This is a genomic window from Paenibacillus camerounensis (assembly GCF_000723885.1).
In the GTDB taxonomy this organism is placed as follows: domain Bacteria; phylum Bacillota; class Bacilli; order Paenibacillales; family Paenibacillaceae; genus Paenibacillus_AQ; species Paenibacillus_AQ camerounensis.
In genome coordinates this window covers 68,133-93,465 of record NZ_CCDG010000053.1, presented here as the reverse complement: position 1 = coordinate 93,465, position 25,333 = coordinate 68,133, and the positions used below count along the sequence as shown (strand labels likewise).

At 52.0% G+C, this 25,333-nt stretch carries 22 protein-coding genes; 12 read left to right on the top strand and 10 right to left on the bottom strand.

Going from position 1 to position 25,333, the window contains the following annotated elements; all coding sequences use genetic code 11:
• Nucleotides 1–127 precede the first annotated feature (127 nt).
• Complete coding sequence (gene arfA, locus BN3772_RS19815; RefSeq protein WP_042201642.1) at nucleotides 128–1,639, top strand: arabinosylfuranosidase ArfA; 1,512 nt, start codon at nucleotides 128–130, stop codon at nucleotides 1,637–1,639.
• Nucleotides 1,640–1,651: 12 nt separating this feature from the next.
• Here the strand turns inward: arfA and BN3772_RS19810 are convergent, their stop codons facing one another.
• Nucleotides 1,652–2,341: an LrgB family protein gene (locus BN3772_RS19810; RefSeq protein ID WP_042201641.1), complete on the bottom strand. Its 690-nt coding sequence runs from the start codon at nucleotides 2,339–2,341 to the stop codon at nucleotides 1,652–1,654.
• Nucleotides 2,338–2,757, bottom strand: coding sequence for a CidA/LrgA family protein (locus tag BN3772_RS19805; RefSeq protein ID WP_042201639.1), 420 nt, complete (start codon nucleotides 2,755–2,757; stop codon nucleotides 2,338–2,340). Before BN3772_RS19805 ends, BN3772_RS19810 begins: the two co-directional genes overlap by 4 nt.
• Before the next feature lie 524 nt (nucleotides 2,758–3,281).
• Between BN3772_RS19805 and BN3772_RS19800 the strand changes: the two genes are divergently transcribed.
• Nucleotides 3,282–4,118 (top strand): sugar phosphate isomerase/epimerase family protein, encoded by an 837-nt coding sequence (locus tag BN3772_RS19800; RefSeq protein ID WP_042201638.1) that lies wholly within the window; start codon nucleotides 3,282–3,284, stop codon nucleotides 4,116–4,118.
• Between the two features lie 247 nt (nucleotides 4,119–4,365).
• Nucleotides 4,366–5,361 (top strand): glycosyltransferase family 4 protein, encoded by a 996-nt coding sequence (locus BN3772_RS19795; protein ID WP_244444797.1) that lies wholly within the window; start codon nucleotides 4,366–4,368, stop codon nucleotides 5,359–5,361.
• Between the two features lie 157 nt (nucleotides 5,362–5,518).
• Here the strand turns inward: BN3772_RS19795 and BN3772_RS19790 are convergent, their stop codons facing one another.
• Nucleotides 5,519–6,649: a tetratricopeptide repeat-containing glycosyltransferase family 2 protein gene (locus BN3772_RS19790; protein ID WP_042201635.1), complete on the bottom strand. Its 1,131-nt coding sequence runs from the start codon at nucleotides 6,647–6,649 to the stop codon at nucleotides 5,519–5,521.
• A gap of 212 nt (nucleotides 6,650–6,861) precedes the next feature.
• Between BN3772_RS19790 and BN3772_RS19785 the strand changes: the two genes are divergently transcribed.
• The 3 genes from BN3772_RS19785 to thiD all read left to right on the top strand — a co-directional run bounded on the left by BN3772_RS19785 (nucleotide 6,862) and on the right by thiD (nucleotide 9,763).
• A complete protein-coding gene (locus BN3772_RS19785) occupies nucleotides 6,862–7,401 on the top strand; it encodes an RNA polymerase sigma factor (protein ID WP_042201634.1) in 540 nt (179 codons plus the stop codon).
• The gene (locus tag BN3772_RS19780) at nucleotides 7,394–8,818 is read left to right on the top strand and encodes a DUF4850 domain-containing protein (RefSeq protein WP_042201632.1); all 1,425 of its coding nucleotides are present in this window, start codon (nucleotides 7,394–7,396) and stop codon (nucleotides 8,816–8,818) included. The genes BN3772_RS19785 and BN3772_RS19780 overlap by 8 nt, the downstream gene beginning before the upstream one ends.
• Nucleotides 8,819–8,926: 108 nt before the next feature.
• A complete protein-coding gene (gene thiD, locus BN3772_RS19775; RefSeq protein WP_042175598.1) occupies nucleotides 8,927–9,763 on the top strand; it encodes a bifunctional hydroxymethylpyrimidine kinase/phosphomethylpyrimidine kinase in 837 nt (278 codons plus the stop codon).
• Nucleotides 9,764–9,867: 104 nt separating this feature from the next.
• Here thiD and BN3772_RS19770 read toward each other — a convergent pair whose 3' ends face one another.
• Nucleotides 9,868–10,779 (bottom strand): hypothetical protein, encoded by a 912-nt coding sequence (locus tag BN3772_RS19770; protein WP_042201630.1) that lies wholly within the window; start codon nucleotides 10,777–10,779, stop codon nucleotides 9,868–9,870.
• 212 nt (nucleotides 10,780–10,991) lie between these two features.
• Between BN3772_RS19770 and BN3772_RS19765 the strand changes: the two genes are divergently transcribed.
• Entirely contained in the window at nucleotides 10,992–11,222 is a 231-nt protein-coding gene (locus tag BN3772_RS19765; protein WP_042201687.1) for a ferredoxin, read from the top strand.
• Nucleotides 11,223–11,324: 102 nt separating this feature from the next.
• Here the strand turns inward: BN3772_RS19765 and BN3772_RS19760 are convergent, their stop codons facing one another.
• From BN3772_RS19760 to BN3772_RS19750, 3 genes are read right to left on the bottom strand one after another with little or no spacing between them, the layout of a single operon-like run.
• On the bottom strand, nucleotides 11,325–11,558 hold the full coding sequence (locus tag BN3772_RS19760; protein WP_244444796.1) for a hypothetical protein: 234 nt from the start codon (nucleotides 11,556–11,558) through the stop codon (nucleotides 11,325–11,327).
• Nucleotides 11,559–11,565: 7 nt separating this feature from the next.
• Complete coding sequence (locus BN3772_RS19755; protein ID WP_244444795.1) at nucleotides 11,566–12,789, bottom strand: Ger(x)C family spore germination protein; 1,224 nt, start codon at nucleotides 12,787–12,789, stop codon at nucleotides 11,566–11,568.
• Nucleotides 12,786–14,297 (bottom strand): spore germination protein, encoded by a 1,512-nt coding sequence (locus BN3772_RS19750; RefSeq protein ID WP_042201627.1) that lies wholly within the window; start codon nucleotides 14,295–14,297, stop codon nucleotides 12,786–12,788. Before BN3772_RS19750 ends, BN3772_RS19755 begins: the two co-directional genes overlap by 4 nt.
• A gap of 164 nt (nucleotides 14,298–14,461) precedes the next feature.
• Between BN3772_RS19750 and BN3772_RS19745 the strand changes: the two genes are divergently transcribed.
• Together BN3772_RS19745 and BN3772_RS19740 are read left to right on the top strand one after the other, a co-directional pair.
• The gene (locus BN3772_RS19745) at nucleotides 14,462–15,565 is read left to right on the top strand and encodes a GerAB/ArcD/ProY family transporter (RefSeq protein WP_042201626.1); all 1,104 of its coding nucleotides are present in this window, start codon (nucleotides 14,462–14,464) and stop codon (nucleotides 15,563–15,565) included.
• Between the two features lie 36 nt (nucleotides 15,566–15,601).
• A complete protein-coding gene (locus tag BN3772_RS19740) occupies nucleotides 15,602–16,381 on the top strand; it encodes a helix-turn-helix transcriptional regulator (protein WP_042201625.1) in 780 nt (259 codons plus the stop codon).
• Here BN3772_RS19740 and BN3772_RS19735 read toward each other — a convergent pair.
• Complete coding sequence (locus tag BN3772_RS19735; RefSeq protein WP_042201684.1) at nucleotides 16,347–19,202, bottom strand: glycosyl hydrolase 115 family protein; 2,856 nt, start codon at nucleotides 19,200–19,202, stop codon at nucleotides 16,347–16,349. The two genes, BN3772_RS19740 and BN3772_RS19735, sit on opposite strands and share 35 nt — an antisense overlap.
• A gap of 264 nt (nucleotides 19,203–19,466) precedes the next feature.
• On the opposite strand from BN3772_RS19735, the gene BN3772_RS19730 reads away from it, so the two are divergent.
• The gene (locus BN3772_RS19730; RefSeq protein ID WP_086074668.1) at nucleotides 19,467–21,206 is read left to right on the top strand and encodes an SGNH/GDSL hydrolase family protein; all 1,740 of its coding nucleotides are present in this window, start codon (nucleotides 19,467–19,469) and stop codon (nucleotides 21,204–21,206) included.
• A 225-nt stretch (nucleotides 21,207–21,431) separates the two neighbouring features.
• On the opposite strand, the gene BN3772_RS19725 is transcribed toward BN3772_RS19730, so the two are convergent.
• A complete protein-coding gene (locus BN3772_RS19725) occupies nucleotides 21,432–22,019 on the bottom strand; it encodes a TetR/AcrR family transcriptional regulator (RefSeq protein ID WP_042201681.1) in 588 nt (195 codons plus the stop codon).
• Between the two features lie 117 nt (nucleotides 22,020–22,136).
• Here BN3772_RS19725 and BN3772_RS19720 point away from each other — a divergent pair, with 117 nt between their 5' ends.
• On the top strand, nucleotides 22,137–22,688 hold the full coding sequence (locus tag BN3772_RS19720; RefSeq protein ID WP_042201623.1) for a hypothetical protein: 552 nt from the start codon (nucleotides 22,137–22,139) through the stop codon (nucleotides 22,686–22,688).
• Between the two features lie 242 nt (nucleotides 22,689–22,930).
• Here the strand turns inward: BN3772_RS19720 and BN3772_RS19715 are convergent, their stop codons facing one another.
• Nucleotides 22,931–24,169 (bottom strand): RICIN domain-containing protein, encoded by a 1,239-nt coding sequence (locus tag BN3772_RS19715; protein ID WP_042201621.1) that lies wholly within the window; start codon nucleotides 24,167–24,169, stop codon nucleotides 22,931–22,933.
• A gap of 309 nt (nucleotides 24,170–24,478) precedes the next feature.
• Between BN3772_RS19715 and BN3772_RS19710 the strand changes: the two genes are divergently transcribed.
• Nucleotides 24,479–25,330 carry a sugar phosphate isomerase/epimerase family protein gene (locus BN3772_RS19710; protein WP_042201619.1) on the top strand — a complete coding sequence of 284 codons (852 nt, stop codon included), beginning with the start codon at nucleotides 24,479–24,481 and terminating at the stop codon, nucleotides 25,328–25,330.
• Nucleotides 25,331–25,333 lie beyond the last annotated feature (3 nt).

Genomic DNA, 25,333 nt, shown 5'->3' with positions numbered 1-25,333 from the left:
TGGATTAGTAATTATATTAATCCTAAAGATTTATATTGCCTATTTTAGCGTAAAATACGTATGATGTAATCATAAAACGATTAATTAATTAACAAATTCATTAATTCTAATTAAAGGAGCTGCACAGATGACAATAAAATCAACAATGATCGTTGACAAGGATTTCAGACTAGGTGAGGTTGACCCGCGGGTATACGGTTCTTTCATTGAACACCTGGGCCGGGCGGTATACGGCGGAATCTATGAACCCGGACACGCTACAGCTGATGAAGACGGCTTCCGCGGAGATGCCCTGCAGGCTATCCGTTCACTGAACGTACCTATTATCCGTTATCCGGGCGGTAACTTCGTCTCCGGCTATAACTGGGAAGACGGCGTGGGCCCCCAGTCCGAACGTAAGCGCTCTCTTGAATTGGCGTGGTGGGTTACTGAAACCAATCAGGTAGGCACCAATGAATTCGCCAAATGGGCGAAGCTGGTCGGCTCTGAAGTCATGATGGCGGTCAACCTGGGTACACGCGGAATCGATGCCGCCCGTAACCTGGTCGAATACTGTAATCATCCATCCGGCTCGTATTACAGTGATATGCGTATCTCCCACGGGGTAAAAGAGCCGCATAAATTCAAAACCTGGTGCCTGGGCAATGAAATGGACGGCCCTTGGCAGATCGGTGCCAAAACGGCGGTAGAGTACGGCAGACTTGCTAATGAAACTGCCAAAGCGATGCGCTGGGTTGATCCGTCACTTGAACTCGTTGCCTGCGGCAGCTCAGGCAGAAGCATGGCTACCTTTGCCGAATGGGAAGCTACGGTGCTTGACCTCAGCTATGATAATGTAGACTTCCTGTCCCTTCATACCTATTACAATAATAATGAAGGCGATTCGCCGAATTTCCTGGCCAGCTCGCTGGATCTGGACCAGTTCATCGACAGTGTAGCCGCTGTGTGCGACTATATCAAGGCCAAAAAGAAAAGCAAGAAGAAAATATACCTCTCGCTTGATGAATGGAACGTATGGAAATCACAAGGGTCCAGCCGGGCTGAAACCTACTGGGAGGTTGCACCGCCTGAATTCGAGGATGTATATAATCTGGAGGATGCCCTGGTTGTGGGCTGCTGCCTAATCAGCCTTCTCAAGCATGCGGACCGGGTAAAAATGGCCTGTATCGCCCAGCTGATCAATGTAATCGCCCCAATCATGACCGAAAACGGCGGTCCGCTCTGGCTGCAGACCACTTTCTACCCTTATATGCATGCTTCACAGTTCGGCCGGGGCACCGTGCTGCACCCGCTGATTACCAGCCCAAAATATGATTCCAAGGACTTCACCGATGTCCCTTATCTTGAGGCAGTCAGCGTCTACAACGAGGAGCTGGGTGAGGTTACAGTATTCGCAGTTAACCGCCATTTGACTGAAGGCATGGAATTCTCGGTTGACCTGCGCAGCTTCGGTGAAGCGTCGGTTATCCAGCACACGGTGCTTGAGAATGAGGATCTGTATGCTGCCAACACCCGCCAGAATCCCGGCAATGTGCTTCCGCATGACCGCGGAAACGCTGCTGCTGACGGCGGACGTGTAAGCGCCCTGCTGCCTAAGGCTTCCTGGAACGTGATCCGCCTGAAGGTCAAAGCAGAATAAACTTGCTTCCGGCTAATGATACATGATCCATGCGACGAGCGGTCCGATTATAGAGCCCACGATGGCACAGACTGTCATCGCCACCGAGCTCATGGAGACGGACTGCTCGCCGTATTCCAGCGCTTTGGCTGTTCCTAGCGCATGTGATGCTGTGCCAAGCCCGATTCCGATTCCCGCCTCACTGCGGATTCTGAACAGCTTAATAATGTAAGGGCCGCCGATGGCTCCGGTGAACCCGGCAATCATCACGAATACGGAGGTCAGTGAAGAATCTCCGCCGAGATTATCTGAGATTTGAATGGCTACAGCTGTTGTAATGGATTTGGGCAGAATTGAGAGGACGTAGATTTTGGAAAAACCGAGACTAGCCGCCATCAAGAGCCCGCTGAGCATTCCTACCAGCAGGCCGGTGACTGTTCCCCCAAGAACAGCCGGCAGATTCTCCCGCAGCACGTGCCGCTGTTTATACAGCGGATAAGCCAGGGAGACGACCGCCGGACCAAGCAGACGGTTTATCCATTCGCCGCCGATCATATATGTATCATAGGAAATATTGAATCCGAGCAGCAGAACCACTACGGTAAACGTCGCAGTCAGCGCCGGCAAAAGAACAGGGAGACGGTAGCGCTTATACAGCATAGCCATGAACAGGTAGATCGCAACATTGAATACTACAAATCCGGCTGCCAGCAGTATTCTCATGCGCCCTTCCTCTTTTCACCCATGCTGTCCGCCGGGAGGCTCTGTCTGGCGCCGGCCTGTCTGGACCCCAGGCCGGTTATCCACTGGCTGGAATGCGCAGTGACAACCATAGTCAGCACACTGCTGATTATCAGAACTGCTATAAGCAGCAGCCCGCGGCCGCTAAAAATATCAAGATGGTTCATAATGCCTGCGGTTGCCGGAATGAAGAACATCGGCAGATAAGCCAGTATAAACGACGAGCCGTTCTCTATCAGCTTAACGGGTACAATCTTTAGCAATAACAACGCAAAGAGCAGCAGCAGGCCGACAATACTGCCGGGAACCGGCAGATGCAGCAGCTTCTGCAGAGCATCGCCAGCAAGATAGAACACGTACAATATTCCGACCTCAGCTATGACACGGATCATTTTCATGTTGCAGGAATCCCTTCAGTCTAAAATGATTATTTCACGGATGATACTTCCCTTCTTAGACTAGCGGGCTTTCAGCAAATTTTCAATCGTTTTTCGCACCTTCTCAATATTTTCACAAAAAAGAAAAAACCTCTCTGCTAACCGGCACACGCAGTACCGGCTTTTACAGAGAGGTTGTTTGTGTTGCAATGACTCAGACCCACTGAATGACTTGTTCAGCGGTTTGCCGAATCCGCCGCCAGATCGGCCGGCTGCTGTCAAATTCCTTAGTGCCATGCCTGAACCTATTGGCTTCCAGAATGTCTTTCTTTAAGGCCGGTTTCTTTTCCAAAGTTTCCATAACGGCTACACTTTTTCCTGTCCTGCAAAAATATTATTTTGACGTTATCCTGTTCACATGCTTAATATTAAGGTATATACAGCAGGCCTGTCCCGTTGGCGGATCTGTCTCCAGTTAGAAGTTGCAACTAGGTGAAAGCGTATTTATTATTAATAGGAATACGTAATTATTATTTTAAAAGGAGATGTTACCCATTCGATTCGGAACTTTAGCACACACGGCAGGTTGCCTGCCACTCGACACACTGGTTTCCACTCTGCAGGCTCACGACATTGATTTTGTGCAGCTAGCCTTAACCAAAGCTATTCAGGATATTGATCTTTCTCCGGGCAAATTCAGCCCTGCGCTGGCTAATTATATCGGTGAGAAGTTCGACAAGGCGGGTGTCCGTATCGGCGTGCTCGGCTGCTATATTGATCCGATCAACCCGGACCCGGCAGTACGCAGGGCTGAAATTAACCGCTTCAAGGAGCATTTGCGCTTTGCCAAGCAATTCGGGGCGCCGATGGTAGCCACTGAAAGCGGAGGCTTAACCACTTATCAGTCTGCTGATCCGGAGCGTTATGAAGAGATCGGCTGGCAGACCTTCAGAGCTACGCTGGAAGAACTGGCTGAGGAAGCGGAGAAATGGGGCGTATTTGTAGGCATCGAAGGTGTAAGCAGCCATACTCTCGCCTCGCCTCAGCACATGCGCCGGATTCTGGATGAAGTACCGTCCAGCAACATTGGTGTCGTATTCGATCCCTGCAATCTGATCGGGCAAGATGTCGAGCGCCAGGATGAGATTGTAGACAGCTCGCTCGACCTGTTCGGTGACCGGATCATTCTCGCCCATCTGAAGGACATCTACGCTGAAGGCTCGGGTTACCGTCACGGAGTCCCGGGAGGCGGACTGTTCCATACGGCTGAATTCTTCAAGAAGCTCCAGGCACGTAAGCCGATGCTTGATGTGTCACTCGAAGAGATTACACTGCCTGTTATGAATGAAACGGTCGCCCTGCTCCACAGTCTGCGCAGCTAGACCCCTGATGCTTTTCTTGCTCTGGCCGTTGCGGTGCGTGCAATGCGCTGCCGCTCCGGCCAGAATCCTCTGACAGCCCCCAGCATCCCCATAGACGTTTAACCAAAATTCGTTCCTTTTCTCTCTTCGCTGAATAATATGCTATACAGATCTATAATGCCAATTCAGCGCGATAAAGGAAGGGAAGAGATCAGCGATGAGGTTCACATTTCCCATTCTCACCCTATGCCATGGCGGAGCGCAACGCATGCTGGTGGAACTCACCAATGGTCTTACAGCTCTTGGCCATCAGGTGATCATTGTCATGCCGGTCCACGGCGATATCTCCTATGACATCCATTCTACGCTGCACCGTACAGACCATACCGTACTCCGCGAATCCGATTTCCCGGCTAGCGATATTATTGTCTCTAATTTCTATACCACCGTGCCTGTTTCAGAAGAGGCCAGCCGGAGCGGCAAAGGGCTGCATATCCGTCTTTCATTATGCTATGAACCGCTGTTTCTGCCGGAGAATCATGTGTCTTTTCCCAGCTATAATACCACTTCGAGACTGCTCGTGTTATCAGAGTGGCAGCGTGATATCATCGCCCTTAACCACGGGATTACCGGCAGTATTGTCCCGGTCGGGATCAGCACCGTTTTCCGAAACCGGCATATCCGTCATAACCTGCAGGAGCCGGTGAACATTACCGCTATTCTCCGCAAGGTCGAGAACGGCTTCTCCTGGCACCGCGAACAGGAGTATCTCATCTCACAGCTCGACATCGTAAAGCAGAATCTACCGCATGTGAATATCAATTTTATCAGCCCGCCGGACGAGTTTTACACCTCGGAATCTCTTCAGCAGCTGAAAGCCGGCGGCAAATACCGCTTTTTCACTCCACTGAACGACGAAGAGCTGAATTACCATTACAATTGTGCAGATATTTTTGTCAGTTCAAGCATATTTGACAGCGGCTCCCTGCCGGGGCTGGAAGCGATGCGCTGTGGTGCAGCACTTGCTACCGTCTATTCCGGAGGAAATATGGAGTATGCAAGGCACGAAACGAACTGCCTGCTCTCCTTCCGGTATGAAAACAGGCTGGCTGGCGATGTAATCCGGCTTGTGCAGGATCATGCGCTCAGGATCAGGCTGGCGTCACAGGGAGAAGTGGACTCAAACCGCTGGACCTGGGAGAGCAGTGTCCGGATTATGGAACAGACTATTCACAATTTCATGCAAGGAAATTACACACACTGATTGCGGGGAACCGGCAGCCATTACCGCACAGCAGACAGCTTCCGGGACGGATACACATAATAAACGGGCAGCAGTACATCAACGGATACCGCCGGTGTGCTGCTGCCCGTTTATTATTAGTAGAACATTGTATGAAATCTATTTCCCGGCATTACAGTTATTCAGGATGGGCCGCACCTGAATCTGGTGTATCAGGCGATTGCAGGCGGATGTAACGGTCCCCGAGCAGATTCTGAAAATAATTGCGGTTATACAGCATGCTCGGATGGGCCGGATGGAACAGCAGCGCTGTTTCATTATGCTGATTGGCTTTCTCATGCTGTCCCAGCCGGTCATAACACAGAGCGAGCTGAAGATGCGGAAGCCAGGTCGAATATGCTTCATTCCTGAAGGCCATTGATTCTCCGTCCCGGGGCAGCATAACAGCCTGCTCATACCAGTATACTGCAGCTTGCAGCTGTCCTTTGTCCAGATGCCAGGCTCCCAGCCTGCAGCAGAATTCTGCGCGCGGCTGGTCATATTGCAGTGTTCTGCACAGCGCAGCGAAGGCAGCTCCCGGATCACCCAGCTGCTCCCTGCATTCTGCCAGCTTCAGGCAGGCCTGAATATTATCCTCAATCCACCCCCGTCCCCCATCCAGAAACTGATCATAGTATCTGGCTGCCTCTCCATGCATCCCGTGGTCACGAAGCTCATTAGCGAAGTAATACTGATCGCGGGGTGAGAACTTCTCCCCCGCTTCCGCCCGCTTCTGGTAGATGCGCAGATTACGGTCAGTATATGCCTTGTCTTTTTCATGAGTAACACAGACATCACTGCTGAGTGAAGCTCCATACACCTCCAGATATTCATGCACGGGCCCGATCCATCTGAAGTTGCGGCTGCGCCGGACCAGACGGTTGCGCCGGAGTGATACTGTCACATTTCCGTCCGCATCAAAACCCAGATTGTACTGCATGTTCACAGTGTCAATCCCCCCCGGCATCTCCTGCTTCAGCCGGATAAACCGCTGCCTGTCCTCCTCCTTCAGGTAATCATCTGCATCCAGCCAGAGGATGTATTCTTTGGTGGCTTTGCTAAACGCAAAATTACGTGCAGCGGAAAAGTCATCAATCCACGTAAAATCATAAATGACGGCCCCGAAAGCAGAAGCTGCTGCTTTGGTCCCGTCTGTGGAGCCTGTATCCACAATTATAATCTCATCGGCAATAGAGGCAACCGTAGACAGGCAGCGGGGCAGGCCGGCTTCCTCATTGCGGACAATCATGCATAAGCTGATTTCTATCATTAGATCCTCCTGACCGGTTCAACACCAAACCGTATTTTGTGCTCCTATATGGATATGCAGCCCGGCAGATTTGCAACCCTGTTCCTACCCATGCGGCTGCTTCATTCCGCAAGTATTCTTCCCGAAGGTACACTGTATAAAAGTTTTTACGCAAAAAAAGCAACTTATCCGGATGCAGATGGGTCAATGTTATAGAGACTGGGGGGCAAGGCATGTCAATGGAGCAGAATGAAGTCACCACGATGAGCGCAGGCGCATTAACAACACTGATGGAAACCTATGGCGAGGATGTATGGAATTACGCCTGCTTTCTGTCGGGCAGCAGCAGTGCTGCTGATGACATTGCCCAGGAGACCTTCATCCGGGCATTTAAATATATGCATTCATTCCGGGGAGAGGCCTCGGTCAAAACTTGGCTGCTGCGGATTACCCGCAACCGCTGGTATACCTACCGCAGCAGCAGCTTTATGAAACGGGTGACCTTGCAGGCCGCGCCGGACAACACACGCACGGAGCAATCAGCAGAGGCTGTCTATATGAATGAATCACTCAGCAGCGAAATCTGGCAGCTTGTCCTGCGCCTTCCCCGCAAGTACAGGGAAATTCTGATGCTCCATGCACACTATAATATGTCAATGGAGGAGCTCGCACATACACTGAACATCAGCCTGCCGGCGGCTAAGTCAAGGCTGCACCGGGCACGGCAGAAAGCTAACGAATACTGGGAAAAGGAGCTGGACCGCAATGAGTAAGTTACCGCAGGACTGGGAGAAGATGCTGCAGGAGAAGCCTTTTGCAGGGAGCCGCTTCAGTAAACAGCTGCAGCAGAAGGTTCATGACCGTCTGCCGGGTCCGCTTCCCCGGAAGCTTCGTGCCCGGACGTATGCTGCGCTGGTGCTCCCGCTGCTTGTACTTGTGCTGCTGATCGGCTACAGCACCGGCGGATTCAGCAGCGCACCAAGCAGTTCCGGGATTACTGGAGCTGCCGCTCCCGGCGGCGGTCCGGATAAAGTCCCTCCTGTTAACGGAGCCGGCAATTCTCCGGACGATGCTGCCGCAGACAGCCTGCCGGCGTTGCTGTCCTTTCCTTCAGCAGATTCCGCCGGGGAGGAGGTGCAGCTGCCGCTCCGTGCCATCCCTGCCCTCCCCAGCGCAGAAAACGGGCTCCCGGCGGTGAAGAATCCGATTCCCGCCCTGCCTGAGATGACCTTTCCGCTTGCCGGCAGTGTGGCAGATCAGCTGCAGGCTACACTGGTCTACCGCACAGATGCGCAAGACAGCTACCTGCTGCTCGCTCCAGCCGGCTGGGAAGCCTCTGCCGTCATTGGAGTGAACGGGTCCTATGGCGTGACTTACCGGAACCCTGCTGATCCTGTCCAGACACTGATCTACACCGATACCAACTGGAGCTGTCAGGGCTGTGCGGTCGGGGATATCGGGCTCTATTATCCGGATAAGGAGGAATGGGCAGCGGATCAAGGCTTTCCGGTCTATGTGCCGCTGGAATTCACGAAGCGGCAGCTGGGGAGTACCGGTGATGCGGCTGCGCGCACCCTCCGCTATGCACTCGAACCGGATACGGAGAGCCTTGCTGCTGACGGAGCGGCTTATTACGAAGAAGGCAGCTGGGGTTATCTGATCCGCCGGCTCGAGCTGAAGCATACCTCCGGTAATTCCGGGCAGGAAGCAATGGAGAGCATAATGGGCTTTTTCACTGCTAATCAGGGGGCGCTCAGGCTTGCAGAACCGCAAGCAGATTCCGCAGCAGCAGACGCTGTCCCGTTCCCCGCTAGCGCCCTGACAGGTGCGCTGGAGCAGCAGGGTCTCAGACTGGATGCAGTGAACGCCGGAGAAGAGCATATGTTCAATAAAGAGCTTGCAGGCGTGTGGCCGGATGAGCTGCTGATCGACTATGAAGGTCCGCTGACAATCACAGACCGCTTATCCGTCTACACTTATGACGGTGCCGAGGCCTGTGCTGAGGGGATTGAAGCCCTGAAGCTGGAGATTAACCGCACCACCTACGACGGTGGAGCCCGGACGTATCCCCATGTATTCAGGGGAGGTAACTTTCTTGTGGTGTATTGGATGGGCCCCGGCGGTGACGGCGGCTTCAAATATGACAAGGCAATAAAGACCGCCCTTGCCGGCTTCAGCAGTAAGGAATAGACCGTGAACTACAGGCAGCGCAGCACTGAAAAAAGGGTGTTGCGCTTTTTTTGGCGACGCTAGCGGTGTTTTTTGTTATAATGTCGTAGTGCAATTAGAAAGAACTTTATGTACAAGAAGGAGACGTTCGCCTTGTCAAAAATCGTTAAAACCCTAACTATAGCCGGTAGTGACTCCAGCGGTGGCGCAGGCATCCAGGCTGACCTCAAAACCTTTGAGGAATACGGCACTTACGGCTTCAGCGCATTAACTACTATTGTTACAATGGACCCGGATAACGGATGGCATCATAACGTTTACCCGGTGGATGCTGCTATCGTAGCCGAGCAGCTCAAAACAATCTTCGCCGGCGGTCCTGTAGACGCCATGAAGACAGGCATGCTGGGCAGTGTCGAAATTGTCCATGTCGCCGAAAAAGCAATTAAAGACAACCTTCAGACCAATGTAGTTATCGACCCTGTTATGGTCTGCAAGGGCGAGGATGAAGTCCTCAATCCGGAGAGCGCCAATGCAATCCGTGATCTGCTGCTGCCGCTGGCAACAGTCGTTACGCCTAACCTGTTCGAAGCAGGGGTATTGTCCGGACTGGGCAAGCTTACAACCCTTGAAGATATGAAAGAAGCAGCACGCCTGATCCACAAGCTCGGCACCAAAAATGTTGTCGTAAAAGGCGGAAAGGCACTGGGCGGCGATCTGGCGATTGATGTCTTCTTTGACGGTACAGACTTTACCGTGCTGGAGACTGCAAAGATTGAGCCGGCTTACAACCATGGTGCAGGCTGCACATTCGCTGCGGCAATTACCGGCGGTCTGGCAAACGGCTTGAGCGTCCATGAAGCTGTAGCCAAGGCTAAGGACTTCGTCTCTGCCGCAATCCGCAGCGGATATGCCTTTAACCAGTATGTCGGACCTGTATTCCACGGCGGCTACCGTCTGGAGAAATAGGACAAGCCCGGCGTGTGACAACCGCTTCCTGCTCTGCTCAAAAACCGTGTACCCATTCGTGGGCACACGGTTTTTAGCAGAATATTATGATGTCCTGCATCTTCTTACTGTGCAGCCGATTCTCCGGCAATATGCTCAATAAAAGAAATAGCCTTGTCCTTGACTTCATCCACTCCGAGGACCCCAATAATCATATTCTCGTCCTCAGCCTTATTAACCGGCAATGCGGCAACAAAGGCTGAATCCGTAATATCTACGCCATACAGCTCTTCCTTTCCGCTCTGCGGATTAGTCCCCCACTTCAGCCGCGGGTCATCCTTATCCAGGCTTCCGCTTGCAACAATAGCGCTCAGATCCTGAAAGCCGTCCTGCCCGCCGATCCATTCCAGTGTTGCATCATCCAGAATAATAATATCAGGATGGTTCGCCGCCAGCTCCACCACCGCTTTTTGCATATAGTTCATATCGAAGGAATCCCCGCCCTGCCCGGTTCTCGGCAGGTATATCATGTTACTTTCTACCCGCTTCCACTCCGGATACTGCGCAATAATAGCGGCATCCAAATCGGCTGTCTGTCCGTCCGGGTCCTGCACACCGAAATTGCCCAGAAACATAATTTTGGCATCCAGCGGAGGCAGGGAAGCCAGATATTTACGATGCTGCCAGTTGTTATAAATAGCATTTCCGGCAACAGCAAGCACAATGACGGCAATGACCGATACAATAACATGCGTCCGGTACAGGCGGAAGAACCGTTCCCATTTGCTTGCCGCTCCGGAGAACTTGCCGTACTTAGCCAGACGCTCCTGCTCCGCTTCTTCGATCTCCTGCTTGTCCAGCGTATCAAGAATAAACTTGAAGGCCTGAAAATCCTCCTCGGGCGCTGAGCGCTCCTCCTCCGAAGCCTTGGACTTCCGCCGTTTAATCAGCAGGTCAAAGCGTTTATTAATCTCTTCCCTGGATACGTTTTCAGATAAGCCTAATTTATCATAGGCCTGCTTCAGCTTCTCATTCACATTCATTTCTCCTTTGGTATGTATGATGCCAACTTCACAAATGCAGATAATCTTATTTTAGCAGATTGTAGTCCCAATACTCCAGTTTCGCCCGGTTTGGGCTCAGCAATCACTATTTTACAATGAGGCTACTGTATAGCATCTTCATTTCATCCGTCAACGGGCTGTCACAAAAACTGTGTAAATGGCAGTGCTTCACTGCAATCGCAGGTATATCTGTTTGTATACGTCATGAGGAGGAATGCATCGCCTGCGGAGCCTGCAATTCTGCTGCCCCCGATATATTTGATCTGGATGATGAAGGAATTGCCGCAGTCATTTTTGCAGGGGACAACAACCGCGGCATTACGGCTATCGCCGAGGAGCTGCAGAAAGAGCTTCAGGATGCCATTGCCAGCTGCCCGACCCAGTGCATTCAGCTTGCTGATGCTCCTTTTGCCTGAAAGCTACACTGAACATCCAGTTCATTATACAAGCAGCAGGGCAGCCCTCCCGCTCCGGGAACAGCTGCCCTGCTTAACCATGCGGTCCAGCCGGCTGCAAGCTTACTGAAACCAGGACCCTACGATGGTATTAAACGGCTTATAGATTATGATAAGGAGTAAAAGCGGACTCGGAACGTTCACCCGCAGCAGCGCACATACAGCCGATGCGATTCCAGCTGCCCAGAACAGCATATATACAACCCGGTCCCGGCGCTTCCGCTTGCCCTTAAGCAAAGGCAGGTCGGCGGCAATACAGGCTGAAGCGATGACCAGGCACAAAAGAACAAGCAGCATCTCTGTTTCACTCCTTTATCTGATCTATAAATGAATTATCGATGGCCCCGATCCGGTTAATGATAACTGTGGCCTTGTAATGAACAGGCAGGCTCTTCAGGTAATCACCTCCGCTCTGCTCCAGCAGTCTCGTCCAGGCTTTAGGATTCGCCTCAAAAATGGATTGTCCGAAACCGAAAATATCAACGTTAAAGCGGTCATTAATCTGTTCTACAGACTGCTTCATTCTCATGACGATCCGCTTCTCTGCCTTCCTTTCCAGATCCAGAATAATCTTGTCTTCATCGAGCTGGTCTCTCCCTGTCACTTCCTCGACATTGCAGAGGGCTTCAATATCGAGATAAATATGCGGTTCCCCTTCAATAAATTTGACCTTCCTCCTGGTTTTGGATTTCAGCGCTTCAATCACGACTAATCCGTCCTCGTCACCATCAACATGTCCGGTATTCTTTATCACATTATCCGTAATATAGTTATACCCGGCTACCTCTTCGGCACTCAGCCAGCCGAGCATCTTATCTTTTCTAAATACAGCAACACTTTCATAACGCAGTTTGGTCTTTGGATTGGTGCGTTCCGTATTTCTTTTTTCACCGCCTGCATCGGGATCACCTTTAACCTCAACTCCGGTCAAGACAGGATTCTTTCCCTGATAGAGCAGATCTTCTATGAATCTGTCCAGTGTAACTGCGACCGTTCTGGCTGATACTTTGTAGGACTTATCCAAAGCATTGTATAGTTTATTTGCCGGAAGCCTATCCAGGGCGCTCAGAACATTCAGTGCTTCCTCCGCAGTCCCTCCCTTTGCCACCATGACATAGAAATCCATCCGCGGCTCACGGCTGCGCTTCAGTACATCCAGCATCGGGCTAACTCCCTCGCGGGCTAGTGATTCTCCAATGACCAGAACCCGGATATGTCCCATATAGGCTGAGCGTGAGACGGTCATATTGAATTGGCGCAGCGATTCATATATGGTGGGTGCAGTAAAGCTATAAGAAGCTACAGGCACTCCGCCGCCCGCGGCCCCGCCGTTCTGGGATGATATCGCTGAGGGAATCACGACTTGCATCGTTATCTTGAACCCACTCTCCGCCTTATCTATTCCCAGAGCAAGAACAAACGCCAGCTCGTTCAGCTCCCTCCTCTCCCAGCAGCCGCTCAGCAGCATAGGCAGCAGCACTAAAGGCAGCAAGGAGCATAGCGCTCTGCGAAGTTGTCTCATCATCATTTATTCTCCCTGCGGCGCGCCGTCCCTTGGCGGTAAAAGTTTTTGGTAAGATTCTCTGCCGGCCGGGTCCTGAGGTGAGGCCATGGAAACCGGAAGATGGTATCCTTCATATCCTCTGGCCGGTACGGACCGAGCGGACTCATATAGGGAATGCCGAAGGAACGCAGGCTCGCTAAATGCAGCACAATAACGAATACGCCGCAGAGAATTCCGTATAAGCCGATAAATCCGGCAAGGCCGATCAGGGCAAACCGGATAATCCGTGCAGCAATGGACATTCCCGCCTCTGGAATAACGAAGCTTGAGATGGCAGTTATAGAAACGACAATGACCATTGCAGCAGAGACGAAGCCTGCGGCAACCGCCGCCTGGCCGATTACCAGCGTTCCGACAATTGAGATCGCCTGGCCGATGTTTTTAGGAATTCTCACTCCGGCCTCACGCAGGATTTCATAAGTCAGCTCCATCAGCAGCGCCTCAATAAAAGCGGGAAACGGTACGGTCTCACGCTGGGCGGCAAGGCTGATGACCAGGTTGGTCGGAATCATCTCCTGATGATAGGTCGTAATTGCCACGTAAAAGGCCGGAGCCAGCAGCGTAAGAAAGAAGGCAAGAAACCGGATAAACCGCAGCAGTGTTGAAATATCAGCCCGCTGGTAATAGTCCTCAGCCGATTGAAAAAAAGCGACGAATATCGTCGGAGCAAGCAGCACAAACGGTGTTCCGTCAATTAAAATAGCCACTTTACCCTCAAGGATGCCTGCGGCAATGGTATCCGGCCGGTCACTGTTATATATGGTCGGAAAAGGCGTCTTAGCGGTATCCTGGATGAATTCCTCGATATAACCGCTCTCGAGTATGCTGTCGGTGTCGATTGTGTTCAGCCGCCGCTTTACCTCCTGTACAAGCTCATCATTGGCAATATTGCTTAAGTACATGAGTGATACGCTGGTCTGGGTTACCCTGCCAATCTGAATGGTCTCCAGCCATAAATGACTGTCCTTGATTTTGCGGCGCAGCAGTGCCGTATTGGTCCGCAGGTTCTCCGTGAAGCCTTCCATCGGACCGCGTACCACCGATTGCGAGCTCGGCTCACTTACCGACCTGTCCTCCCAGCCGGGCAGGCCGATTCTCAGTGCATTTGCAGTCCCATCCACTACTAGCATGACGCTGCCGGACATCAGATCATGGACAAATTGACCTGTTTTATGAATAACCGTCAGATCGCCTGCCATCAGAATACGCAATCTCAGCAGCTCAACCGTAGCATCAGGACTTAGCCCTGCCAGCATATCCGGCACCCTGCTTCCCTGCAGGGAGTACAGAATTGAATTATGCAGCAGCCCGGTATCCACCAGCCCGTCTATATAAAATAGGGATATATGCGTGTTATCTCCAAGCAGCAGCTCTTTACTTACCAGATCGGTGCTGGAGCCAAGCAGTTGCTTGAGCTGTTCGTAAGTATCCTCCAGGCGGCTCGATAGGGCCTCCTCGTGTCTCTCTTTCATCGTGCTGCCTCCCTTTCGACCCTTCTGTCCCATAGTTTGATTCAGATCTTGATAATTATTCCTTGGCTGAGAATCTCCTGCGCTAACATAAAATGGGCTAAATAAGCCATACTATGCCAATACATACAAGGATATCCGATCTCGGTGGAGACAGGGGAGACAAGATGATGCTTGAAAAAGACAGGATTAGCTCAGCACAGATGGTTATACTCGGAATGTTTGCTTATATCGGGGATATGGCACTGGTCTACCCTGCCGTTATGGCTTCTACAGCCCATCAGGATGCCTGGATTACCGGACTGATCAGCCTGCCGCTTGGGATCGGGACTATTTTTCTGTTAGTAACCTTATGTAATATTGACCCTAACAAAACGATTATCGAGCTCAGCCGGCAGATTTTGGGCAAATGGCTTGGCGGAGCCGTGGGACTGTACTACCTGTTCTTTTATCTGCTGGCCGGTTCTACCTACATCCGTGAGATTGAGGATTTCCTCTGTACACAGATTTATGAGGGGACACCCGGCGGAGTAATCAGAGTGATGGGAATATTCATACTGGTATACGGCCTGCGGCTGGGATTAGAGACACTGGGGAGGGCATCGCAGATTTTTTTCCCGCTGTTTGCTTTCTTCCTGATCTGCCTGATTGTCCTGCTGCTTCCTCAGGTGCGTGCTGAGCGTCTGTTACCGATGTTTAATACACCGGTTCCCGATATGGTTCATTCCGTAATGTACGGTGTCTTTTATCCGTTCGGGGAGATGTGTGTATTCTTGATGATCTACCCTTATGTCACTAAATCGGATAAAATTAACCGCGATATCTTCATCTGCATCTGTATTGGAGCGTTGGTCCTCAACATTATCCTGATCCTGTCACTCACCGTGCTGGGTGTATATTTCTCCGAGCATGACTTCTACGCCGCCTATCTTCTGGCCCGGAAAATCAACATTGCCAACTTCCTCCAGCGGATTGAAGCCCTTATGGCTACAGCCTGGATTATCAGCACCTATTTCAAAACCGTACTGTTTTTTTATGCCTTTGTACTGGGGGCTGCCCAGTTCTTAAAGCTGAAAAGCTACCGCCCGCTGATCTTTCCTACTGCGTTTCTGCTCTATGGACTCTCCCAGCTGATTGCCAAAAATATTATCTTCTATGTAAAAGAAATTCCAGCCTACTGGGTAGACTGGAATTTCACCTATGCCTTCGTCCTTCCGGTAATCATGCTTAGCGTCAATAAGATACGGAAAATCTTGTCCCGGGGTTCATGAGGAGCTATGATTGAACCGGAGGAGGCTCAGTCAAGCATGGAAATCAATCAATATGAGCAGCTGGTGCCGGATGTTTTTTTGTTTGTTGACCGGAAGTGCTTTGAAGGCTGGGGAATCGGCCGGAGCACCATCGACTTTCATGATCTGACCTTTGTTGTCGGCGGCAGAGCTGTCTATTCGATCAACGGGGTGAACTATACGGTTGAAGCCGGAGATATGCTGTATGCCCCGGCAGGCAGCATCCGTGAGGCTCACACCTTCCGGGATGCGCCGATGCATTCCTTTGCATTCAATTTCTTCTGGCTGGGCGGGGGCAATGACATACGCCTTCCCTTTAAGACGGTAACCCGCAACTGGCGGACTAAGGAAATTCTCGATGATATCCGGGAATTCTCGCATATATGGATGAGCAAGCAGCCTCTATACAGAATGAAGGCCAGAGCCGTCTTTCAGCAGATCATCTACCGTCTGCTCATTATCGCCCATCATCAGCAGGCACCGTATGTTGATCCGAGAATACATAAAGCAACAGCCTATATCATGGATCATTATGCAGAGGAGATTACGATCGGCGAGCTTGCTCTACCTGCCGGGCTGAATCCCGAATACATGGGTAAGCTGTTCAAGCAGAACACAGGGGTAGCATTGAAGGAATACATCAACAGGGTACGGGTCAACAATGCCGAGATGCTGCTGTCGGCCGGCGGCTTCAATGTCTCTGAAGTCGCCGCCCATTGCGGCTACCGGGATGCCGCCTATTTCAGCAATGTGTTCAAGCAGATCAAGGGCTATCCTCCGTCAGCTCTGCTGAAGTGAGATAACTCTCCTCCGGTCCAAGATAGGAATACGGCAGCGGCCCGGCGGACAGCACCAGCTTCTGCAGCACCAGCCCGGCATCCAGTCCATAGAACCGCAGTGTATGAACACCTTTTGTTAAGGTGTGGCTGGTAGAGCTAACATGAATGTTATTCAGTACCGCCCGGCACCAGGGCTCATTACTATGGTTACCGCCTTCATAGCCGGGAGGCAGCGCGTCGGCAACAATAGGCTCATATCCGTCAAAGCCTGCTGCATACTTCAGGCCGCTGACCGGCGACAGATGATTTGTCGGCGCAATATAAGCATTCAGGCTATATTCGCCGTCCCGCTTGACCAGCAGGCTGTACTCCAGATAGGGCGCTTGCGCGGGTTCACTGAAGGATACAGTGTCCGGGTACATTTTGACGGAGGATAGAGTCCTGCCATAATCGCTGATTGTTGTCCATTCAACTCCGTCCGCCGCACAGCGGTTAAGGGTATGCTCAGCCTCTATCGATACAACGTTATGCGCTTCAATAAAAGCCGCTGGCGGCAGCTCACTCACGCTGCTCCAGTCTACCTCTGCACAGACGGTTACCGTTCCGCCAGCTCCGCTGATAACGATATTACCGCTGCATGCCCCCTGCACCTTCTCCCAGTCCACCGATACTGTGATGGTCTCTCCTGTGTCCGTCCAGCCGCCGCTCCGCTCCAGCCTGATCCAGTCGGCACTCCCGGCTGCTTCATAGGCAAAGCCCGTGTCCCCCCCGCTGCTGACCGTAACGGAATAGTTCTCTTTATGCAGATTTGTAAAAGCCGGCAGAGCCGCCGTTCCCGAAGTATATCCTTGCTCCATGCCCTGCACATCGACAATCATAAGCGGGCCTTCTGCCGGTATAACGGAAGCCGCCTGCGGATAACTCCACCCTGCCGCGTCCCAGTTCACATAGCCTACATGTGCCGAGCTCATCATCCCGCGCCATTTCCCGCCGGAAAGATCGTTATTGTACGCCAGCTCCAGCTGTTTATCCCGTTCAATCGCTGCTGCTGTAAGCTCAGCATACGTATTTGCAAGGACGCTGCCGCGTTCTGCGTAGAGCTTACTAAGCCCGGTATACACTTGCATTTGCAGGACATTGGCCGAAGCAGCCGCCGGATAATAAATGAGCTGGAAGTAAGCATCCTGGAGCTGCTCCGGAATCCCGCTTCTGTAATGCCCAGCGGTCTCAACAAGCTTGCCTGCCTGCTTCAGCACCTGCTGCGCCTCATTGTAATGCACGGGACTGAAGGTCTCCGGCCTGATAATCTCCGGCTTGCGCCGCCCGTTCATTCTCGTATATTCCGCCAGTACACCGGCAATTCCGCTTACGGCGGCTTCGTCCGCTGCATCGCCGAACTGCTGACGCACCCACTGTTCTGTGTATTCTGCAGTTTTGTTAGGCGCAGCGGTTCCCCAGGCTCCGAAATCATAAGCTAAATCCAGAAAATAAGAGATGGGCAGCTCCATCGGCTTCAAATCTCCGACATTAACAATCCACACATCCCGGATGCCGTAATCATAAGCCATGCTCATCTGCTCCCAGATCTTCTCCAGCGGCGTCGTATTGACCCATTCATAGGAATGCGGGCCGCCGTGATAGTCCAGATGATAATACATCCCCCAGCCCGCGCTGCGCTGCTGCTCCCGGCCGGACGGGATTTTGCGGAGGTTGCCGAAGTTATCATCTGACAGCAGAATCGTTACATCATTCAGCACCTCCCAGTCCTTCAGTCCCGCCGCTTCAGCCGTTCCATACCAATACTTCTCCACCTCTTTGTAGACAGCCAGAACCTGCGGTGCCTGCTCAAGCCCATACCGCTTAAGCAGTTCTTTTTGCGTGAGGATAATGTCCTTCAGCAGTTCAATATTGTAGCGGTCGCTGCCTTCCAGCTCTGAATCACTTTCTCCGCGCATGCCCAGTGTGATCAGGTTCGGATACTCTTTATTACGCTTAATCCCGTCCTCCCAGAAAGCAGTGACCGCCTCCCGGTTCCGGGCAAAATCCCACAGATTGCTTGTCCCGTAATCCTTATACACCTTCTGCCATTCACTGCCCGCACGGAACAGGGGCTCGTGATGCGAGGTGCCCATAATGATCCCGTATTCCCTGGCAAGCTCGGCATTGGCAAGCGGATGACGATTGCCGTTAACACTGAACTCTGCGCTCCACATCGCCGGCCAGAGATAATTCCCCTTCAGCCTGAGAATCAGCTCAAAGACCTTTTCGTAGAATGCTTCGTTGAAATCCCCGAATGCTCCGGTTACCCATGAGCCGAGTGAAGGCCAGTCATCATTCAGAAAGATCCCCCGGTACTTCACTGACGGCTCTTTGGAGATAACATTCAACTGATGGTCCGGCAGATCAAGCAGGTCTCTCCGCTCCGGCATTACATCGGCAAAATAAACCCACGGGCTCACCCCCATCAGCTCAGATACAGCATAGATCCCGTAGATTGTTCCTCTTTTATCGCTGCCCGCAATGACCAGCGCCTGTTCAACACCGTCACAGGGATGCCCGATCCGCTGAATGCTGTAGCATTCCCGTTTGCCTTGAATAGCCGGCACATCCAGTTTGCCTGCGGCAGCCCATTCATCGATCAGCCCGCTGCTGCCTATAGTTCCAATAACGATAGCGGTATTCCCCAGCTGTCCGGGTTCAGTGACGATTTCCGGCCTTGTGCCGGTGACTAACTCTATATCAGCGGCAAAAGAATCCGCGCCCCGCCGCAAGCCATCATAATCGGCTGCTCCCGGATCCAGATGAAGCTTTGCTGCCGCTCCCTGTTGTACCAATATCATTGTATTCCCATCCTTCCGTATCGGCTGTTTACGCTGCTCAGGCACATTATATAAGTTAAGCGGTTTCAACAGCCATGTGTAAAGCAGATACTTCTTGTAATAAACCGATATGAATTTCCGCAAAAGTACACTTTTCACAAGGGACCGCATTTCGTACAGCATGGATTTCTGCTAAAGTGTAGGCATTGTATGGCGCATCTGTTTTCTTGTTCAGCTATCATTCGTAAGCGCCTTCAAAATTTCAGCCATGAGGATGATTGATATATGTCAGATTCAATAAGCTCCCAGGATATGATCACCGCCGGCAGCGGGCCCAGAGCCCCCAAAGATCCTGCTGAGCGCCGGCACGGATTTTTTGTGCTGTTCGAAACCCATATTGAAGCAACTGCACGCCCTGCAGGCAAGCCGTCACAGGAGGTCTATCTGGAGGGCAGCTACCTGATTGACAAGGCCCGCTATATCGGCGGTGTTGAGGATGCGCATATGCTGGAGCTGCTGCAGACTTGTGCCGGCTTCCGCACTTTAGTCCATAGCATCGGGGTGTCGGTCAAAGCGGGGCATAATCAGGGGGATATTACTTTCCTGCTTCAGAACTGGGGACAAACAGACAAATACACCTCCGGCACAGCGCTTCGGCTTCCTTGTCCGGCAGACGGCTCAGAGCTGATCATTCAGCTGGATCAAATAAGCTGGTCAGCAGACGATGATGTTCCCGGTAAATTTGCCTTTGAGTTCGATCAGGCGGGCGGGCTTGCGGTGGCGAGTATTATTTTTTATCTGAATGAGGGGTATGCTGCGCCTGAGCTGTCACCCGAAACGCCGGTTGCCTTCCGTTCGGAGCCGTACCATGAGATGATCTCGCATTCCCTGTTCCATTCGGGTAACAACCTTCGGCTGAAGGCTGCTATAGCTAAGGCTGCCCGGGGTGAAGACGTCACCATTGCCTATATCGGGGGTTCCATCACCCAGGGTGCGGGAGCGAAGCCGATTCATACGGAATGTTATGCCTATCAGTCATATCTGGGCTTCAAAGCGCTGTTCGGTAAGGACGGAGGCGGGAATGTTCATTTTATAAAAGCGGGAGTTGGCGGTACGCCGTCAGAATTAGGCATTATCCGCTACGAAAGAGATGTGCTCAGGGATGGAGCTGCCAAGCCGGATATTGTGATTGTGGAGTTTGCCGTCAACGACGAGGGGGACGAAACCAAGGGCAACTGCTATGAGAGCCTGTGCCTGAACATTTTGTCCGCTGACAATCAGCCTGCAGTCATACTGCTGTTCAGCGTATTCATAAATGACTGGAATCTTCAGGAGCGGCTCTCCCCTGTCGGGATTCGCTATAATCTGCCTATGGTTAGTGTAAAAGACGCCGTGACCCCACAATTCAAGCTGACCAAGGCGGAGGGGAATGTGATCTCCAAAAGACAGTTTTTCTACGACATCTATCATCCTGCTAATGATGGACACCGGGTCATGGCCGACTGCCTGATTCATCTGTTTCAGCAGGCCGCCGCCGCTCAGGCAGACGCTGAGGATATTGATCTGCATCAGCCTCCGGTAATCGGGAACAGTTTCAGGAATATCCGGCTGCTGGACCGTTCAAGCTCACCCGGAAATGTGCGGATTGAGCCGGGCAGCTTCACAGGGACCGATACGGACCTGCAGATGGTGGAGCTGGACGATAATCCGTCCGGGACACCCGAGTTCCCGTATAACTGGATGCGCCCGGCGGAGGCCGGAGGCAAGCCCTTCAGATTAACAATCACCAGCAAAAGCCTCATCCTGGTATACAAGGATTCCGGCAGCACCGGCTTCGGCAGCGCTGATGTCCGTGTGGACGGCAAGCCCGTGCTCACCGCTGATCCGCATGTGAACAACTGGACCCACTGCAACGCAGTCATTGTGTACCATCAGGAGACGAGCGGTGAGCATACAGTGGAAATTACCATGGCTGACGGCGAACAGGACAAATGCTTTACGATACTGGGGTTTGGATATTGCTGACAGCGTCGGGTGAGCGGATAAAGCGGGATATTGAGGGACCTGGAGGGTACGTAGGTAGGGAGCAAGATAAGTGTGTAATTTGTACGTTGTCATATGGACGGGCGCTAGTTAAGTAACTAATATGTGAATCCGCCTCCGTCCCACTGTTTCGGGCCCAATCAAAGGGGTTTTCCCCTTTGGTTGCTATCCTTTCCCGCGGTCATGCCTGCTTAAATTCCCATCCCCCTACTCCCTGCAAATCGAATCCATATGGCTGTGCAGCACGCGAAGGATCCGCTCTCTGTCCAGCCGCTGGGGTTCAAGCAGCGCATGGAGCGCCACCCCGTCAAGCAGTGCGTACAGCCGCTCCGCTTCGATGCTCATATCCAGCCCCTCCCGCAGCAGCTCACACTCCTCTAAATGGCCCAGCAGATTGACAATCCCCGGATAAATTCCGTCATTTAAACCGCCGTAGTCCTCCTCTGCATACTTAAGGTGAAACACAAACGCGAACCATACCTCCATCTCCGCCATATTATTATCATTTAAAGGCAGCAGCTCCATCAGTACCCTCGTTACCAGCTCCTTCGGCGGTAAGCCAAGACCGGCAATGTCTTTAATTCTGGCGTTAGCCCGGTCACTGACCAGCTTCATGGCAAAGCCAAGCAGCTCCTGCTGGGTTGCAAAATAATGACGCAAAGCGCCCAGCGATACTCCGGCTTCCTGGGCTATTTTGCGTACCGTAGCCCCTTTCATTCCCTGATTCAGAATGACGCGCCAGGTGGCTTCGGCAATATGTGATTTCCGTTCTTCGTGATCGACTATTTTTGGCATGTCCGTATTGTAGCATACCACCGGATTAGGCTGCAATTTAAATAATACAGTTGTATTATTTAAATCCGGCTGCTATAATCCCTCTTAACTACAACATTTTCTGATGAGGAGTGCATGATGAACACTGTAGCCTGGGCTATTGTCACTGTTGAAATTCTGTTCTGGGTTGTAATTATTGCAGGTCTTACTATACGTTATATATTTAAGCACCCTAAGCTGGGGCTGTTCTTTCTCGCGCTAACTCCGGTGCTGGACCTTATTCTGCTGGTCATTGCAGGGACTGATCTGTCCAAAGGCGCCACCGCTACTACCGCCCATGCCATCGCAGCTGTCTATATCTCGGTATCCGTCGTTTTCGGCAAAAGCATGATCCGCTGGGCAGACGAACGCTTCCGTTATTATGTAACGAAACAAGGAACCCCGCCGCTCAAGCGTACCGGAATGGACCATGCCCTGCATTATTTCAGGAGCTGGCTATTGCATTTGCTGTCCTTTCTGCTGGGAGCCGGCATTCTCTACGGTCTGATCCGCTGGATCGATGAGCCTGCCCGCACCGAAGCCTTGCAGGGTGTTCTCAGCATATGGACAATTGTTGTCGGTATCGATCTGCTGATTGCAGGCTCATATTTCCTGTGGCCGCGAAAAGAAAAAGCAAAAACATCCGCGTAGCAGCAGAAACTGCAGCACTCATACCAAGCAACACATATCCCAAACAGCTCGCATCACAAGCAGCACATATCCACAGCACCACTATAACCACAGCAAAAAACACACCCGGCGGTGTGTTTTTTCGTAGCCAAGCCTATTACAGCTGCGGTCCCGCGAAACCTTTCGGACGGCAGCATACTTTTTAGCTTTTAGCTGAACTAATGACAGCGGTATGAATCAGCAGCCTCAATCCCCGGTACGACTTAGTTCACCTTGGTCAGAGCCCACTTCTGAGCATCTGTTCCGTTGTCAGTCCATTGCTGCACTGCCGCGCCATCGGCTGTGGAGGAACCGGATACATCCACTGCCAGGCCACTCACCTTGGATATCAGCTTGTAGTAACCTCCGCCGGCATCAACAATCCGCCATCTCTGCGCATCCGTTCCGTTATCGTTCCACTGCTGCAGCTGAACGCCTGTAGCTGTGGACGAATTCGGAACATCCAGCACCTTGCCGCTGTGTACAGCTGTAAGCTTGTAGTATCCGTCACCCGTGCTGTCTACCCGGAACTGCTGGTTAGCGGCCGTGTAATTGGTCCATTGGTGGATTTTGGCGCCGGCTGCCGTGGATACGTCGACCACATCCATTACTTTACCGCTTGCCTTGGAGGCAAAGGTGTATACACCCCCGCTGACAATGCTTGCAGGTGAAGCAGCCTGATAGACCCGTACATAATCCACCAGCATCTGCGCCGGGAAGGCAGTCGAAGCATTCGGGCTGCCCGGCCAGTTACCGCCCACCGCGAGGTTCAGCAGCAGAAAGAACGGCTTCTGGAATTCTTCTGTGTTACCGGTGTTATTCTCAATGTAAAACTCATTAAACAGGTTGCCGTCCACATACCATCTGATGTACTTCGCATCCCATTCGATGCTGTACACATGAAACTGCGAGAAATCGAGATTGCCGGATACCTTACCGTACTCGGCGTGGCCGTTGGCATCCCAATGAACAGTGCCGTTAACATAAGCGTTATTATTTACCCGCTCCATAATGTCGATCTCGCCGCTTTTCGGCCAGCCGACGGTATCCATATTAGAGCCGAGCATCCAGAAGGCCGGCCAGATGCCCTGACCCGAAGGCAGCTTCATCCGGGCTTCAATTTTACCGTAGGTGAAGCTCTTTTTACCCTGCGTCTTGATCCGGGCCGAAGTGTAGCTGCTACCGTTATACGATTCCTTCTGGGCTGTAATGACCAGATTGCCGCCTGTTACCTGAAGGTTCTGCGAACGGTTCGTATAATACTGCAGCTCGTTATTCCCCCAGCCGCTGCTGCCGGTTCCATTCTCCGCAGTCCAGTCTGCCGTATTCAGCGAGGTTCCGTTGAATTCGTCGCTCCACACCAGGTTCCAGCTGGTTGCTGCTTCTGCCGCTTTACCAGCCGGGAATAACGTAATCAGAAGTGCCAGAGTCATAAACAGCGCTGCCCATTTCCTTCTACGCATCGTATTCCTCCTAAAATTTTTCGGATAGCTGCTTATTTCAATACACGCCGCGCGTAACGTGCCTTTGAAATCGTTATAATAACAGGATCTGAATCAGCGAAACCGCTTTATTTCCACCCCTTTGCATTCTATATCCTTTCCGGCGACAATATGACAGGAATCCGGGCAAGGCTGTCCACCCGGCTTGTTGACAATGCTGTGGCAGGAGCATAGATTTAAGAAGATTGGCAAAGAGACAGCTGAAACATATTATGAAAGCGATTAATCCGCACGGCGCGAAATAATCCATATACACAAGGAGAAGCAGCGATGAAATTATCTGTATTCTATGAGCATATCCGTGAAGCAGCCGGCCAGACCGGCCGGAGCCTGGAGGAAATCTGCACACTAGTTAAGAGCTTCGGCATTGACGCACTGGAGATGGACGCCGACCGGTTTCAAACAGAGGAAGACGCGATACTGACCCTGCTGGAGAAGACAGGACTAAGGGTAAGCTGCATGTACGGCTTTTTTGATTTTGGCCATATTACCGGCAGCGTAGTAAGGGAGGAACAGATTACCTCCTTTCTGTCCATGGCCGGCCGGGCAGGAGCCCCGCGTGTGCTGGTTATTCCGGGCTTTGTGGAGGAGCATGAGCAGGACCCTGCTACCGTGGAGTATCAGCAATGTGTGCAATACATGAAGGAGGCCGTTGCCGACATGTGCGCGCATGCCAAACCGCTGGGCATTACGGTCGGTATGGAGGATTTTGATGACGCCAGGGCGCCGTTCGCCACAACAGCGCAGCTGCTGTCTTTTGTAGAGGAAATACCTGAGCTGTCCTGCTTCTTTGATACCGGGAATTTTCTGTACAGCGGAGAAGATGTCCTCGTAGCCTACGAACGCTGCAGACCTCATATCGGCTATGTCCACTGCAAGGACCGGACGTTTGAGGTTGACCCTAAGGAGGAGCCTAAGCTGACAGTGGACGGCCGGGCCATGTATGCGGTTCCTGCCGGGAGCGGCAGCATTCCGATGAAAGAGCTTGTAACGGATCTGCTCAAGAGCGGCTATGATGACACCTTTGTCATTGAGCATTTCGGTGCTCAGGATCAGCTAGCGTACATGAAGGAGTCTGCCTTGTGGCTGCTGGACCTGAGAAAGAAGGTGCTTGGCGCATAGCCG

Coding starts and splice junctions, on each gene's coding strand:
- arfA (WP_042201642.1), top strand. CDS start 128: ATGACAATAAAATCAACAATGATCGTTGACAAGGATTTCAGACTAGGT.
- BN3772_RS19810 (WP_042201641.1), bottom strand. CDS start 2,341: ATGAGAATACTGCTGGCAGCCGGATTTGTAGTATTCAATGTTGCGATC.
- BN3772_RS19805 (WP_042201639.1), bottom strand. CDS start 2,757: ATGAAAATGATCCGTGTCATAGCTGAGGTCGGAATATTGTACGTGTTC.
- BN3772_RS19800 (WP_042201638.1), top strand. CDS start 3,282: ATGTTACCCATTCGATTCGGAACTTTAGCACACACGGCAGGTTGCCTG.
- BN3772_RS19795 (WP_244444797.1), top strand. CDS start 4,366: ATGCTGGTGGAACTCACCAATGGTCTTACAGCTCTTGGCCATCAGGTG.
- BN3772_RS19790 (WP_042201635.1), bottom strand. CDS start 6,649: ATGATAGAAATCAGCTTATGCATGATTGTCCGCAATGAGGAAGCCGGC.
- BN3772_RS19785 (WP_042201634.1), top strand. CDS start 6,862: ATGTCAATGGAGCAGAATGAAGTCACCACGATGAGCGCAGGCGCATTA.
- BN3772_RS19780 (WP_042201632.1), top strand. CDS start 7,394: ATGAGTAAGTTACCGCAGGACTGGGAGAAGATGCTGCAGGAGAAGCCT.
- thiD (WP_042175598.1), top strand. CDS start 8,927: ATGTACAAGAAGGAGACGTTCGCCTTGTCAAAAATCGTTAAAACCCTA.
- BN3772_RS19760 (WP_244444796.1), bottom strand. CDS start 11,558: ATGCTGCTTGTTCTTTTGTGCCTGGTCATCGCTTCAGCCTGTATTGCC.
- BN3772_RS19755 (WP_244444795.1), bottom strand. CDS start 12,789: ATGATGATGAGACAACTTCGCAGAGCGCTATGCTCCTTGCTGCCTTTA.
- BN3772_RS19750 (WP_042201627.1), bottom strand. CDS start 14,297: ATGAAAGAGAGACACGAGGAGGCCCTATCGAGCCGCCTGGAGGATACT.
- BN3772_RS19745 (WP_042201626.1), top strand. CDS start 14,462: ATGATGCTTGAAAAAGACAGGATTAGCTCAGCACAGATGGTTATACTC.
- BN3772_RS19740 (WP_042201625.1), top strand. CDS start 15,602: ATGGAAATCAATCAATATGAGCAGCTGGTGCCGGATGTTTTTTTGTTT.
- BN3772_RS19735 (WP_042201684.1), bottom strand. CDS start 19,202: ATGATATTGGTACAACAGGGAGCGGCAGCAAAGCTTCATCTGGATCCG.
- BN3772_RS19730 (WP_086074668.1), top strand. CDS start 19,467: ATGTCAGATTCAATAAGCTCCCAGGATATGATCACCGCCGGCAGCGGG.
- BN3772_RS19725 (WP_042201681.1), bottom strand. CDS start 22,019: ATGCCAAAAATAGTCGATCACGAAGAACGGAAATCACATATTGCCGAA.
- BN3772_RS19720 (WP_042201623.1), top strand. CDS start 22,137: ATGAACACTGTAGCCTGGGCTATTGTCACTGTTGAAATTCTGTTCTGG.
- BN3772_RS19715 (WP_042201621.1), bottom strand. CDS start 24,169: ATGCGTAGAAGGAAATGGGCAGCGCTGTTTATGACTCTGGCACTTCTG.
- BN3772_RS19710 (WP_042201619.1), top strand. CDS start 24,479: ATGAAATTATCTGTATTCTATGAGCATATCCGTGAAGCAGCCGGCCAG.